This window comes from Amycolatopsis ruanii, assembly GCF_003385175.1.
GTDB lineage: Bacteria > Actinomycetota > Actinomycetes > Mycobacteriales > Pseudonocardiaceae > Amycolatopsis_E > Amycolatopsis_E thermalba.
Genome location: NZ_PQHY01000006.1, coordinates 1 through 13,444 on the forward strand (window position 1 = coordinate 1; position 13,444 = coordinate 13,444).

Sequence of the window (13,444 nt, forward strand, 5' to 3'; positions counted from 1 at the left end):
CGGCCCCCCCCACACGAACTGCCCCCGCACGAGCTGCTCGACCCGCAGCCGCAGCCCGACGCGCCGCTCGTCGCCGAGCCGGCCCCCCAGCGTCGGCTGGGGCGGTGGCGGTGGTTGGGGCGGGGGCGGCGGTGGTAGCTGAGCGGCTGGGCCCGGTCGGCGTGACCGACTTCGCGGGCCTGGGGGGTGCCGGTCTTCCTGCTGGTCTACGCCGGACTGGTGCTGATCCCGGTCGTCATCCGGCTCGTGGTGCCGCACCTGCCGCGGCTGCGCCGGGGCGCTGGCCGTTCCCGCCGTTGCCATTGCCCCGGTGGTGCTGCCGGGCTCGCGGACATCCAGTGGGCGGACGGTTCCGGGTGCGGCGGCTGCGGAGGTGGTTGCGGTGGGGGTTGAGCGGCTGGGCGTGGGGATCGGGTGGCGGCCCGAGATCGACCTGTCGATCGCCCGGTTGCCGGGTGTGGAGTGGGTCGAGGTGATCGCGGAGAACCTGCACCCGGGGAATCTGCCCGCGTCGCTGGTGGAGCTGCGCGAGCGTGGCCTGCCGGTGTTGCCGCACGCGGTGTCGCTGTCACTGGGCGGCGCGGAGCCGCTGGACACGCGGCGGGTGGAGCACCTGGCCGCGGTCGCCGACGAGCTGGACGCGCCGCTGGCCAGTGATCACGTGTGCTTCGTGCGCGCGGGCGGGCTGGACGCGGGGCACCTGGTGCCGCTGCCCCGCACGCGGGAGGCGCTCGACGTGCTGGTGGACAACGTGCGGCTGGCGCAGTCGATCGTGGGCCGGCCGTTCGCGCTGGAGAACATCGCCGCGCTGCTGGAGTGGCCGGACGTGGAGTTGAGCGAGGGCGCGTTCCTGGCCGAGCTGGTGTCGCGGACCGGGTGCTGGTTGATCGTCGACGTGGCGAACCTGTACGCGAACGCGCGGAACCTGGGCGCGGACCCGGTGGGGTTCCTGGCGGAGGTGCCGCTGGAGCGGGTGGCGTACGTGCACGTGGCGGGCGGCATCGAGGTAGGTGGTCTCTACCACGACACGCACACGCACCCCGTGCTGCCCGAGGTGCTGGACCTGCTGGGCGAACTGCGCCGCCGGAGTGAGCCCCCGGGAGCCCTCCTGGAGCGCGACGGAGCGTATCCCCCGGACGACGAGCTGGCCGGGGAACTGGAGTCGATCCGGCAGCGGCTGGGTGGTGCAGGGCCGGCGCGCCAGGCCGGACTGCCGGCGGTCCGGGAGCAGCCGGCACGCCAGGCTGCACCGCGGGCGATCCGGGCGCAGGTGGGCGGTGCGCTGCCGGCGCGCCCGACGCACGGGGAGCGGCGGTGAGCCGGGAGGAGCTGGCCGCCCGGCAGGCCGAGTTGCTGCGCGCCCTGCTGGCCGGCGCCGAGCCCCCGCAAGGTTTCGACGCGGGGCGGGTGGCCGCCGAAGTGATCGCCCTGCGGGCCAAGCGCCGCTCCATCGTCGCCAACCTGCGGCCCGACCTGTGCCACACCCTCGGCGACCGGTTCCGCCCCCTGTTCGACGCCTACGCCGAGGCCACCCCGCGCACCGACGGCACCGGCTACCGCCAGGACGCCGCGAACTTCGCCGCCTGGCTCACCGACCGCGGCGCGCTGCGACGCCCCCGCCGGAAGCTCTTCCGGCGCGGCTAAACCATTCCGCGCACGAGCCACCCCCGCAGCTCACCCACCGCGGGAACTCCCCCGCACCACGTCCGCCGAACGCCAGCACGCGGCCCGCGACCGGCCCCGCGATCACGTGCGTCGGATCGAGCACCGGCACCACACCCAGCGGCCGCACACCCGCCACACCACGGCGGCCAGGGTCGCCGCGGCGACGATCATCGACGCGGCCGCCGCCACCCGGTACGGCCCGGGCCGCACGCCCTCCGCGCCGGTGAACTCGACCGGGCCGGGCGCGTCACCGGTCAGGTCGCGCCACAGCGCGTCGAACACCTACGGCAGGTTCAGGATCAGCTCGGCGGGCACGACCCTGGTGCCGGTGTAGAACGGGATCTCCTCCCGCACGTGGCGCCGCGCCTCGGTGCCGCGCAGGTGACGCATCAGGTCGACGATGCGGTGCAGCTCGTCGGCCTCGAAGGCGAGGATCCACTCGTAGTCGCCCAGCGCGAAGGACGCGACGGTGTTGGCGCGGACGTCCGGGTAGTCCCGGGCCTCCTTGCCGTGGTCGGCGAGCATCTTGCGGCGCTCGGCGTCCGGCAGCAGGTACCACTCGTAGGAGCGCACGAACGGGTACACGCAGACGTACTTCCGCGCCTCCTCCCCGGCCAGGAACGCGGGGATGTGGCTGCGGTTGAACTCGGCGGGGCGGTGCAGCGCGAACTGGCTCCACACCGGCGTCGACACCCGGCCCAGCGGCGTGCGGCGGAACCCGGTGTAGGCGGCCTGCACCTGCTCGGGGGTCTCGGCGTGCCACCAGATCATGTAGTCGGCGTCGGCGCGCAGCCCGGCGACGTCGTAGACGCCGCGCACCACGACCCCCTTGCCCTCCAGGGCATCGAGGTACTCGGTGGTCTCCGTCGCGGCCTGGCCGCGGTCCTCGGGCAGCCGCCCGGGCTCGACCCGGAACACCGACCAGGCGGTGTAGCGGATGGTGTCGTTGAGCTCCTGATAGTTCAGCCGCGCCATGCCCCCATCTTGGCACCGCGGCGAAACCGGCTGCTAGCGCACCAGGTGTGAGGTGACGCGGGTCGCGGCCGCGGTGGCCGTCGCGATGCACGCCGGCACGCCGACGCCGTGCAGGGCGGCCCCGGCCAGCGCCAGCCCCGGCACCTCGGCGACGGCCCGCTCGGCGCGCTCCACCAGGTCGAGGTGCCCCGGCCCGTACTGTGGCAGCCCGCCGCCCCAGCGCTGGACCGCGACGTCGATCGGCGTCGCGGTGATCCCGGTCAGCTCGGCCAGGTCGTCGCGCACCAGGCGGACCAGCTCGTCGTCGTCGCGCTGCAGCGCGCCGGGCTCGCCGAACCGGCCGACCGAACCACGCAACAGCACCGGCCCGGTGTCCAGGTGCGACCACTTGCGGGAGGAGAAGGTGAAGGCCTTCGCCGCGAACGGCCGGCCGTCGGCGCGGCGTTCGCGCGCGCCGATCAGCACCCCGGAGGCGGCCGGCAGCTCGGTGCCGGGCGGCAGGGCCATCGCGACGACCGCCATCGAGGCCAGCTCGACCTCGCCGAGCGCCGACGACGCGGCCGGCGCGACGTCGGCCAGGAGCCGGCGGGCCGCCGGGGCGGGCACCGCGAGCAGGACGGCGTCGGCGTCGATCGCCTCGTCGCCGATCTCCAGCCGCCAGCCGTTCGCCCGCCGCCGCAGCCCGGTGACCGGCTGTCCGAACCGGATGTCCGGCTTGGCCAGTTCGACGAGCCGGTCGATCAGGGTGCCGAGACCGCCGGGCAGGGTGCCGAACACCGGCGCGCCGCTGGGCTTGGCGGGGATCAGGCCGGCCGCCGCCGCGGTCAGCGAGGGCGCGCCGCGGTCGATCGCGGCGGCGAGGGCGGGGACGGTGGCACGCAGGCCGAGACCGTCGGCGCCGCCCGCGTAGACGCCGCCGAGCAGTGGGTCGACCAGGCGGTCCACCAGTTCGTCGCCGAAGCGCTCGCGCAGCAGGACGCCCAGCGCGGTGTCGGACTCCAGCGTCACCGGGGGCAGGTCCGGCTCGGCCGCGACCCGCGCGCGCCCGGCGCCGGAGAGCACGTCGGCGACCGCGTCCGGTGAACCCGGGATGCCCATCAGCGTCCGGCCGGGCAGGGGCGCCACCCGCCCGCCGGCCCGCACCGTGGAGCGGGCCTTCGTCGGGTGGACCAGCTCCAGGCCCAGCTCCGCCGCCAGCCCGGCGCCTTCCGGGCGGCGGGCGAGGAAGGCTTCGGCGCCCACGTCGTAGCGCACGCCCGCGACCTCCGCGGTGCGCAGCTTGCCGCCGAGTGTGCCGGTGGCCTCGACGACGGTGATCGCCGCGCCGTCGCCCAGCGCGGCGCGCAGCCGGTACGCCGCGACCGCGCCCGAGACGCCTCCGCCGACGACCGCGACGTGCATCAGCCCTCCAGGCTGTGGACGAGCTCGACGACGCGGGTCAGCACCTCGGGGCCGGTGCCGGGCGGCACGCCGTGGCCGAGGTTGAAGATGTGTCCGGCGGCGGCGCGGCCCTCCGCGGCGATGCGCCGCACCTCGGCCTCGATCACCGGCCAGGACGCCTGCAGCAGCGCCGGGTCCAGGTTGCCCTGCACCACGGGCGGGGGCTCCCCGTGCGCGGTCAGCCGCCGCACGGCCTCGTCCAGCGGGACGCGCCAGTCGACGCCGACCACGTCGGCCCCGGCCTCGCGCATGGCGGGCAGGATCTCGCCGGTGCCGACGCCGAAGTGGATCCGCGGCACGTCCAGGTCCGCGACCGCGCCGAGGACGCGCGCCGAGTGCGGCAGCACGAACTCGCGGTACTCGCGCAGGGTCAGCGCGCCGGCCCAGGAGTCGAACAGCTGCACCGCGTCGGCCCCGGCCTCGACCTGGCCGCGCAGGAAGGTCACCGCGATCCCGGCGAGCCGCCCGGCGAGGTCGTGCCACACCTCCGGCTCGGAGTGCATGAGGGCCTTGGTGCGCTCGAAGGTGCGGCTGGGGCCGCCTTCGATGAGGTAGGAGGCGAGCGTGAACGGCGCGCCGGCGAACCCGATCAGCGGGGTCTGGCCCAGCCGCTCGACCAGCAGCCGGGTGCCGTCGAGCACCGGCTCGAGCCGCCGCGGGTCGAGCTCGGGGAGGCGGCGGGCCGCCGCGGCGTCGCGCACCGGCTCGGCGACCACCGCGCCGAGGCCGGGCACGATGTCGACGTCGATGCCGGCGGCCACCAGCGGGACCACGATGTCGCTGAAGAAGATGGCGGCGTCCACGCCGTGGCGGCGGACCGGCTGGATCGTGATCTCGGCGATCATCTCCGGGTCGAAGCACGCCTGGAGCATCGGCACGCCCTCGCGCAGCGCGCGGTACTCGGGCAGCGAGCGGCCGGCCTGGCGCATGAACCAGACGGGCAGCCGCGCGGGACGGCGGCCGCGGGCGGCCGCGAGGAAGGGAGACCCGGCGAGGTCCCGGTGGGCCGTGCGTGGCCGCGACTGCGCAGGAGTGGACATCGTCAACCATGGTGCCACGCGGCCCGGCGGCGCCTTCCCTCGGCGCGTCTGCCGCCCGGCGCCCGTTCCCCGTCCTACAGTCGGGCTGTGACCGCGATGACGCATGCGCCCGAGATGTTCCGTGAAGCTGTCGCGGCGTTGCAAGCGATCCGGCCGCGGCCGGAGATGACCCTCGAACCCGTGCGCGCGCCGCAGCGCCTGGCCCCCTGGTCCTACGCGCTCAGCTGCGACGCGACGGGTCCCGCGGACGTGACGGCCACCGGCCGCCTGGTGCTGCTGCACGACCCGGAGGGCCAGGAGGCCTGGAACGGGGTGCTGCGGATGGTCGTCTACGTGCGCGCGGAGATCGACCGGGAGCTGGCCAGCGACCCGTTCCTGCCCGCGGTCGGGTGGTCGTGGCTCACCGACGCGCTGGAGAACTCCGGGGCGGCGTGGACGGCGCTGGGCGGGACGGTCACCGAGACCTCGTCGGCCCGCTTCGGCGACATCAGCGGCCCCGCCCGCACCGACGACCTGGAGCTGCGGGCGTCCTGGACGCCGGCCGACCAGCACCTGCGCCCGCACGGCGAGGCGTTCTGCCAGCTGATGTCGAGCGTGGCGGGCCTGCCACCGGTCGGGGTCTCGCTGTTCGGCCACCGCCAGAGCGGCTGAACCGGCCCTCCGGCGCGCCGGGTGTGACGCAGACCTCAATCCGGGGCCGGGGACAGCACGGATAGAGTTCGCTCGCGCGGTTCCCGGTCACCCCGATTTCCCCCGTACGGGGCGCTCCGGGGCCGCCCGCGGGCCGCCTACGCTGCGCGAAGTGATCGCGTACGTCGATCCGATGACACCCTCACCCCGTCCGGGGAACACCGGGCGGCACCGCGCGTGAGCAGATGCACGGTCCGTATGCACGCGCAGCGCTCTGTCCCCAAAAAGGGTTTATCGCTGGCGCTCCGCGACGCGTTAGCCACGCGCGGTGTATTACTCCGAACGTGCTACACCGATGCCAGCTAGTAACTACCCGATCGAGATAGATACCCGTTCGATCCCCCCGCGGAGGGCGATCGGCGGCTAGAGTGCCTCTTCGACGACACCACTTTCGGTCTAGAGCTGGCGCGGCTGATCGGCCGAAAGTACCCGGTGCCGGTCGGGGGGCACGACCGACTCCAGGGAGGTAGTGACGTGGCTGCCGTCGGCTTGTCGCAGGCCGTCAGATCCACGCCAGCCGGTGCTTTGCCGGCGAGCATGGTCCCGCACCCGCGGGAAGAGCTGTTTTCGGTGCTGGTGGTCGACGACCACCCGCTCCTGAGGGAGGCGATTGCCGCACGACTCGCACAGATGGGTGCGGGCACCGTACACGAAGCTGCCTCGGTGGCCGAGGCGAGGGCGCGGGCGACCGCGACGGGTCCGTGCGACCTGGCCATCCTCGACCTCGGGCTGCCGGACGGGAGCGGGATCGACCTGGTCACGGAGCTCCGTAGCCAGGGCTGGCCCCGGATCGTGGTGCTCGCCTCCTCCGACGACCCGTATGCCGTGCGCTCGGCCTTCCAGGCCGGTGCCCAGGCGTACCTGCTGAAGTCGGCCTCGCCCATGGTGGTGACCGACGGGGTGCGCCGGGTGCTGGACGGCGGGGTGTACGCGGACCCGAGCGTGGCCCCGGTCCTGGCGACCGGCACGCGGGTGCCGGGCACCGACAACACGCCGCGGGAGCTGTCCGCGCGCGAGGTCGAGGTGCTGCAGCTGGTCGCCGACGGCCAGTCCAACAAGGAGATCGGCGAGGAGCTCAGCCTCTCGGCGCTCACCGTCAAGTCGCACCTGTCCCGGATCGGGCGCAAGCTCGGCACCGGCGACCGGGCGCAGATGGTGGCGCTCGCGATGCGAGCCGGCGTCATCCGCTGATCCCAGCCGATTGCACGACCCCAACGGACGGGCGTACCGGTGACGGTGCGCCCGTCCCGTAGGGTTGACCGACGTGGAAACCGCAGATCAAGTGCCTGATACCAGCGAACCGGACGTCCCGGTCACGCTCAAGGAGCCGGCCGACGGGACGCCGGACGTGGTGGCGGACGAGCCGGCGCTGGCGCGTGCCTGCGCACGGCTGGCGGCGGGCACGGGTGCGATCGCGGTGGACACCGAGCGCGCGTCCGGCTACCGCTACTGGCCCAAGGCCTACCTGGTGCAGCTGCGCCGCGAGGGCTCCGGGACGGTCCTGGTGGACCCGATCGCCCTCGCGGGCAGGCTGGGGCCGTTGCGGGACGTGCTGAACGGCCAGGAGTGGGTGCTGCACGCCGCCTCGCAGGACCTGCCGTGCCTGGCCGAGCTGGACCTGGTGCCGGGGAGCCTGTTCGACACCGAGCTGGCCGGACGGCTGGCCGGGTACGAGCGCGTGGCGCTGGGCACGCTGGTGGAGCGGTTGCTGGGCTACCACCTCGAGAAGGGCCACAGCGCGGCGGACTGGTCGAAGCGGCCGCTGCCGGTGGACTGGCTCAACTACGCGGCGCTGGACGTCGAGCTGCTCATCCCGCTGCGGGAGAAGCTCGAGGCCGAGCTGGCTGCCCAGGGCAAGCTGGACTGGGCGCGCCAGGAGTTCGAGGCCGTCCGGACCGCCCCGCAGCCCCCTCCGCGCAGCGAGCCGTGGCGGCGCACGAGCGGGATCCACAAGGTGCGCACCGCGCGCGGCCTGGCGGCGGTCCGGGCGCTGTGGGAGGCCCGCGACGAGCTGGCCCGCAAGCGCGACCGCGCGCCGAGCCGGGTGCTGCCCGACAGCGCGATCGTGAACGCGGTGCTGGCCGACCCGAAGTCCGTGGCCGAGTTGCAGGCGCTGCCGGTGTTCGGTGGTCGCGTGCAGCGGCGGTACACCGGGAACTGGTTCCGGCACCTGCAGGCCGCCCGTCAGCTGCCGCGGGACCAGCTGCCGAACCCGGCGCAGCCCAACGACGGCCCACCCCCGGCGAACCGCTGGGCGGACAAGGACCCCGACGCGGCGGCGAGGCTGACCGCGGCACGGGCGGGGCTGGCGAAGATCGCCGAGCACCACCAGCTGCCGGTGGAGAACCTGCTGCTGCCGGACCTGTTGCGCCGCACCTGCTGGCGGCCGCCGGAGGACCGCAGTGTGGCGGGCGTGTCGGCGGCACTGGCCGCGGGAGGCGCCCGGCCGTGGCAGGTGGAGCTGACGGCACCAGTGATGGCGAAGGCCCTCCAGGCGACTGCCTGAGCGCTGGGGTTGGTGCTTGAGGTGGGCGGTGCCGTGTCTTGGGCGGAGGCCGCCGCGGGCAAGGCCGCCGGGGTTACCGCTGGATGGTGAGATCGGCGCCGCTCACGGGGGTGGGTCGCCGCTCCGACGGCGAGTGGCCCCTGCAGGCGCGAAGTCAAACCACGAAACGCCGCCCGGCAACGCAACAGCACCGACTACCCCAACCAGACCTCCCCCGCCCCCGATCCACAGCCGGTCTTTGGTCGCCGACCAGGCGTGTCAAGGTACTCTTTCCCGCCTTGACACGCCTGCTCGGCGACCGAAACACAATCAGGCATCGGGGGCGGGGGTGGTCGGAAGGTGACCTTCCGGCGCCGTGAGGCGCTTTCCGCCCGAAGGGCGTTGCCCGCCCGTAGGGCGGACTCCCCGCCTGCCCAACGTCACCTCTAAAGATCAAAAGATGTCCTCGCCGGACGGGCAGGCTCCGGGATGACGGGGGACCGTTGTCGGCTCACCTCGAGCAGGTGGTCGCTGGGTGGTCATCCCGTCGCCTTCCGGTTTGTGCATATCACCTTGAGCCAGGCCCGCAAGGTTGGCATGGTCGGCCGCCGGTTGGCGGCCTGGGTTGCGGCCCTGGCTCAAGGTGATCGTCCAGTGTCAGGCGACGGGATGACCACCCAGCTACCTTGGGTTTGCCGCCCCGGGTGCCGCTCGAAAAGGTGGTCTCACCCACCACCCTGGTTACCCACCGGTAACCGGGGTTAGAGTGGCGTCATTACCGCCGGGTAACCGGCGTCCCAGTACTGACAGAGGGAGCACATCGTGGCCGCAACCCCCCTTGCGCCGACCGCGCGGGCGGTGCGCACCGTGGCCTTCGTCGAGGGGGTCCGCACCCCGTTCGGCAAGGCGGGTGACAAGGGCATCTACGCCAACACCAGGGCCGACGACCTCGTCGTCAAGGTCATCCGCGAACTCCTGCGCCGCCATCCGGAGCTGCCGCCGGAGCGGGTGGACGACGTCGCCATCGCCGCCACGACCCAGACCGGCGACCAGGGCCTCACGATCGGCCGCACGGCCGCCCTCCTGGCCGGCCTGCCGCGCTCGGTCCCGGGCTACGCCATCGACCGCATGTGCGCCGGCGCCATGACCGCCGTCACCACCGTCGCCGGCGGGATCGGCTTCGGCGCCTACGACATCGCCATCGCGGGCGGCGTCGAGCACATGGGCCGCCACCCGATGGGCGAAGGGGTCGACCCCAACCCGCGCATCGTCGCCGACCGGCTGGTCGACCCGTCCGCGCTGGTCATGGGCCAGACCGCGGAGAACCTGCACGACCGCTTCCCGGCGATCACCAAGCGCCGCGCCGACGAGTACGCCGCGCAGAGCCAGGAGCGCTACGCCGACGCGGTCAAGGCCGGCAAGATCGGCCCGGAGCTGGTCCCGGTCGCGATCCGCTCCGAGCTGGGCTGGGGCCTGGCCACCGAGGACGAGCCGCCCCGCCCCGGCACCACCGTCGAGACCCTGGCGAACCTCAAGACCCCGTTCCGCCCGCACGGCCGGGTCACCGCGGGCAACGCCGCGGGCCTCAACGACGGTGCGACCGGTGCGATCCTCGCCGACGAGGAGACCGCCCGCGAGCTGGGCCTGCCGGTCGCGATGCGGATGGTCGGCTACTCCTTCGCCGGCGTCGACCCCGAGGTCATGGGCGTCGGCCCGGTGCCGGCCACCGAGAAACTCCTCAAGCGCACCGGACTGTCCATCGACGACATCGGGCTGTTCGAGATCAACGAGGCGTTCGCCGTGCAGGTGCTGGCCTTCCTCGACCACTTCGGCATCGACCAGACCGACCCGCGCGTCAACCCGTGGGGTGGCGCGATCGCCTGCGGCCACCCGCTGGCCTCCTCCGGCGTGCGGCTGATGACCCAGCTGTCCCGCCAGTTCGCCGAGCACCCCGAGGTCCGCTACGGCATCACCACGATGTGCATCGGCCTCGGCATGGGCGGCACCGTGATCTGGGAGAACCCTGCCTACGACGGGAGTGACAAGTGACGTTCACGGTTGAGCAGGCCAAGGCCGCCTTCCCGGACGAGGTCGTCACCCGGGCGACCACGCGCCTGATCAAGGTTCCCGGCCTGGACCAGCAGGTCGCACTGATCACCTTGGACAACGGGCACGACCACACCCGCCCGTCCACGTTCGGCCCGCAGGGCCTGGTGAGCCTGAACGCCGCGCTGGACGAGGCGTTCGCCGCGGAACCGGCCGCCATCGCGGTCACCGGCAAGCCGTTCATCTTCGCCGTCGGCGCCGACCTGTCCGGCGTCGAGGCGATCAGCGACCCGAACCTGGCGCACGAGATCGCCGAGACCGGCCACGCGGTGTTCCGCCGCCTGACCGACTCGAAGATCCCGACCTTCGCGTTCGTCAACGGCGCGGTCATGGGCGGCGGGCTCGAACTGGCCCTGTCCTGCCACTACCGCACGCTGTCGGAGTCGGCGGCCGCGATCTCGTTCCCCGAGGTGTTCCTCGGCCTGTTCCCGGGCTGGGGCGGCACCCAGCTGCTGCCGAACCTGATCGGGCCGGACGCCGCGGTCACCGTGATCATCGAGAACGCGTTGAACCAGAACAAGATGCTCAAGCCCGCGCAGGCCGCGCAGCTGGGCATCGTGGACGAGCTGCTGGGCAGCGCGGACTTCCTCGAGCAGTCGCTGCTGTGGCTGTCCAAGGTGGTCAACGGCCAGGTGACCCCGCAGCGCAAGGAGATCGACCGCGGCGCCGGGTGGGACGCGGCGATCGCCCGCGCGAAGGCCATTGTGGACGGCAAGACCAAGGGTGCCTCGCCGGGCGCGACCAAGGCCGTCGAGCTGCTCGAACTGGCCCGCGCGAACGACCTGGACGCCGGGTACGCGGCCGAAACCCAGGCGCTGGCGCAGCTGCTGATGGACGACACGCTGCGCGCCGGGCTGTACTCGTTCAACCTGGTCAACAAGCGGGCCAAGCGGCCGGCCGGCGCGCCGGACAAGTCGCTGGCGCGCAAGGTGACCAAGGTCGGCGTCGTCGGCGCGGGCCTGATGGCCAGCCAGCTGGCGCTGCTGTTCGTGCGGCGGCTGAAGGTCCCGGTCGTGCTGACCGATGTGGACCAGGCGCGCATCGACAAGGGCGTGTCCTATGTGCACGGTGAGATCGACAAGCTGCTCGGCAAGCAGCGGATCTCGCCGGACGAGGCGAACCGGCTCAAGGCGCTGGTGAGCGGCTCGCTGGACAAGGCCGCCTTCGCGGACGCGGACTTCGTGATCGAGGCCGTGTTCGAGGAGATGGGCGTCAAGCAGCAGGTCTTCGGCGACCTGGAGAACTACGTCAAGCCCGAGGCGATCCTGGCGACGAACACCTCCTCGCTGTCGGTGTCTGAGATGGCCTCGAAGCTGCGGCACCCGGAGCGGGTCGTCGGGTTCCACTTCTTCAACCCGGTGGCCGTGCTGCCGCTGCTGGAGATCGTGCGCGGCGAGCAGACCGACGACGCGGCGCTGGCGACGGCGTTCGCGGTCGGCAAGCAGCTGAAGAAGTCCAGCGTGCTGGTGAAGGACGCCCCGGCGTTCGTGGTGAACCGGCTGCTGCTGCGGTTCCTCGGCGAGGTGCTGACCGCGGTCGACGAGGGCACCCCGTTCGACGTGGCCGACCGCGCGCTGGAGCCGCTCGGCCTGCCGATGTCGCCGCTGACGCTGATGCAGCTGGTCGGCCCCGCGATCGCGTTGCACGTCGGCGAGACGCTGCACGACGCGTTCCCGGACCGCTTCGCGGTGAGCGAGAACCTGAAGAAGTTCGTCGCGTCGGGCAAGACCGCGGTGTGGCAGTGGGACGAGCAGGGCAACCCGAGCGTCGACCCGGAGGTCGCGGCGCTGTGGCAGCAGGGCGACCGGCCCTCGACCGCCGAAGAGCTGCGCGAGCGGGGGCTCGCCGCGATCGCCGAGGAGATCCGGATCATGCTCGACGAGGGCGTGGTCGCGGAGGCGCAGGACATCGACCTGTGCCTGATCCTCGGCGCGGGCTGGCCGTTCTGGCTCGGCGGCATCACGCCGTACCTGGACCGGACCGGCGTGTCGGCCAAGGTGACCGGCAAGCCGTTCCTGGCGCCCGGCGTCGCCTCGGTGCCGGCGTAGTCACCCGACCTGACGGCCCCCTCGCCCACGGGCAAGGGGGCCGTCGGCGTCCGGCGGGTTCCCGACCTAGGACTCCTTGGCGACCCTCTCGCGGACGGCCGGCACGATCTCCCGCGCCCAGCGTCCGAGGGAGACGTCGTCGTGGGCGGCGTGGCCCGGTGGGAACAGGATGAAGCCGCTCATGCCGTGCTCCAGGACGCCCGTGGTCAGCTCCTCGACCCACTGGTCCACGGACCCGCCGATCCAGCGGCCCTCCGCGTCCCGCGTCTTCGCCAGCGGCGCTTCGGTGATCGTGCCGGGGAAGTTCAGGATCGTGCGGACCTCGCTCGGGTCGCGGCCCGCCGCGGCCGCCGCGTCGTCGATCACCGGCCGCGACGTGCGGTACCGCTCGCTCAGCCAGTCCGCCGCGTGGCCGGGGAGCCAGCCGTCGGCCACGCGGCCGGTCGCGGCGAGCGACTTCCGCCCGACCGACCCGGTCCACACCGGCGGCGCGGGCACCGGCGCGGGCTCGATCCCGCGCACCCGGTAGTGCCGCCCCTCGTGGGTCACCGGCTCGTCACCCCCGGCCAGGCTCTTGACCAGCAGGATCGCCTCCTCGAAGGCCTCCACCGCCTCGGCCGGGGTGAACCGCGGGCCGCCCATGTCGGCGATCCGGTCCGGCAGCCCGCCCGCGCCCATCCCGAGCACGACCCGGCCGCCGGACAGCGCCGACAGGGTCGTCACCGTCCGGGCCAGCATGGCCGGGGGCCGCAGCGGCAGGTTGGTGACGTTGGCGAAACCGGCGATGCGCTCGGTGTGGCCCAGCAGGAACCCGACGGTCGCGTAGGCGTCCAGCCTGCCGCCGAAGTAGGGGTGGTCGGACAGCGAGACCAGGTCGAGCCCGTCGGCGTCCGCGCGCCGGACCAGGCGCAGCAGGTCCGGCACCTCGTCGACGCCGGTGTGCGCGCCGAACCCGAAAACCACGTCAGATGCGGTCATGATGCCCTCCTTGAAGT

Annotated in this window: 12 protein-coding genes; 7 read left to right on the forward strand and 5 right to left on the reverse strand. The window is 73.5% G+C overall.

Translation table 11 applies throughout. The features are described from left to right. Nucleotides 1-373: 373 nt before the first annotated feature. Nucleotides 374-1,318, forward strand: coding sequence for a DUF692 domain-containing protein (locus tag D0D28_RS04675; protein ID WP_429727843.1), 945 nt, complete (start codon nt 374-376; stop codon nt 1,316-1,318). Then, nucleotides 1,315-1,644, forward strand: a complete 330-nt coding sequence (locus D0D28_RS04680) for a hypothetical protein (protein ID WP_094007219.1) — start codon at nt 1,315-1,317, stop codon at nt 1,642-1,644. Before D0D28_RS04675 ends, D0D28_RS04680 begins: the two co-directional genes overlap by 4 nt. 102 nt (nt 1,645-1,746) lie before the next feature. Here D0D28_RS04680 and D0D28_RS04690 read toward each other — a convergent pair whose 3' ends face one another. Genes D0D28_RS04690 through hemE form a run of 4 tightly spaced genes read right to left on the reverse strand, consistent with a single transcriptional unit; the run spans nt 1,747 to nt 5,120 of the window. Beyond that, nucleotides 1,747-1,947, reverse strand: coding sequence for a hypothetical protein (locus D0D28_RS04690; protein ID WP_240323097.1), 201 nt, complete (start codon nt 1,945-1,947; stop codon nt 1,747-1,749). Then, nucleotides 1,948-2,640, reverse strand: coding sequence for a hydrogen peroxide-dependent heme synthase (gene hemQ / locus D0D28_RS04695; protein WP_094007216.1), 693 nt, complete (start codon nt 2,638-2,640; stop codon nt 1,948-1,950). Between the two features lie 33 nt (nt 2,641-2,673). After that, nucleotides 2,674-4,041 (reverse strand): protoporphyrinogen oxidase, encoded by a 1,368-nt coding sequence (gene hemG / locus D0D28_RS04700; RefSeq protein ID WP_116109852.1) that lies wholly within the window; start codon nt 4,039-4,041, stop codon nt 2,674-2,676. Further along, the gene (hemE, locus tag D0D28_RS04705) at nt 4,041-5,120 is read right to left on the reverse strand and encodes a uroporphyrinogen decarboxylase (RefSeq protein WP_116109853.1); all 1,080 of its coding nucleotides are present in this window, start codon (nt 5,118-5,120) and stop codon (nt 4,041-4,043) included. The genes hemG and hemE overlap by 1 nt, the downstream gene beginning before the upstream one ends. A gap of 87 nt (nt 5,121-5,207) precedes the next feature. On the opposite strand from hemE, the gene D0D28_RS04710 reads away from it, so the two are divergent. From D0D28_RS04710 to D0D28_RS04730, 5 genes are all read left to right on the forward strand, one after another. Next, nucleotides 5,208-5,771 (forward strand): DUF3000 domain-containing protein, encoded by a 564-nt coding sequence (locus D0D28_RS04710; protein ID WP_162830694.1) that lies wholly within the window; start codon nt 5,208-5,210, stop codon nt 5,769-5,771. Between the two features lie 513 nt (nt 5,772-6,284). Beyond that, entirely contained in the window at nt 6,285-7,001 is a 717-nt protein-coding gene (locus D0D28_RS04715) for a response regulator (RefSeq protein WP_038532327.1), read from the forward strand. A gap of 91 nt (nt 7,002-7,092) precedes the next feature. After that, complete coding sequence (locus D0D28_RS04720; RefSeq protein WP_116109854.1) at nt 7,093-8,316, forward strand: ribonuclease D; 1,224 nt, start codon at nt 7,093-7,095, stop codon at nt 8,314-8,316. 837 nt (nt 8,317-9,153) lie between these two features. Beyond that, nucleotides 9,154-10,344 carry a thiolase family protein gene (locus tag D0D28_RS04725; protein ID WP_094007211.1) on the forward strand — a complete coding sequence of 397 codons (1,191 nt, stop codon included), beginning with the start codon at nt 9,154-9,156 and terminating at the stop codon, nt 10,342-10,344. Then, a complete protein-coding gene (locus D0D28_RS04730; RefSeq protein ID WP_116109855.1) occupies nt 10,341-12,449 on the forward strand; it encodes a 3-hydroxyacyl-CoA dehydrogenase NAD-binding domain-containing protein in 2,109 nt (702 codons plus the stop codon). The genes D0D28_RS04725 and D0D28_RS04730 overlap by 4 nt, the downstream gene beginning before the upstream one ends. 66 nt (nt 12,450-12,515) lie before the next feature. On the opposite strand, the gene D0D28_RS04735 is transcribed toward D0D28_RS04730, so the two are convergent. Then, a complete protein-coding gene (locus tag D0D28_RS04735; RefSeq protein WP_116109856.1) occupies nt 12,516-13,427 on the reverse strand; it encodes an LLM class flavin-dependent oxidoreductase in 912 nt (303 codons plus the stop codon). Nucleotides 13,428-13,444: the final 17 nt, after the last annotated feature.

Bases quoted from the DNA above. Each gene is read 5' to 3' on its own strand.
- hemQ (WP_094007216.1), bottom strand. From the start codon at position 2,640: ATGGCGCGGCTGAACTATCAGGAGCTCAACGACACCATCCGCTACACC.
- D0D28_RS04735 (WP_116109856.1), bottom strand. From the start codon at position 13,427: ATGACCGCATCTGACGTGGTTTTCGGGTTCGGCGCGCACACCGGCGTC.
- hemE (WP_116109853.1), bottom strand. From the start codon at position 5,120: ATGTCCACTCCTGCGCAGTCGCGGCCACGCACGGCCCACCGGGACCTC.
- hemG (WP_116109852.1), bottom strand. From the start codon at position 4,041: ATGCACGTCGCGGTCGTCGGCGGAGGCGTCTCGGGCGCGGTCGCGGCG.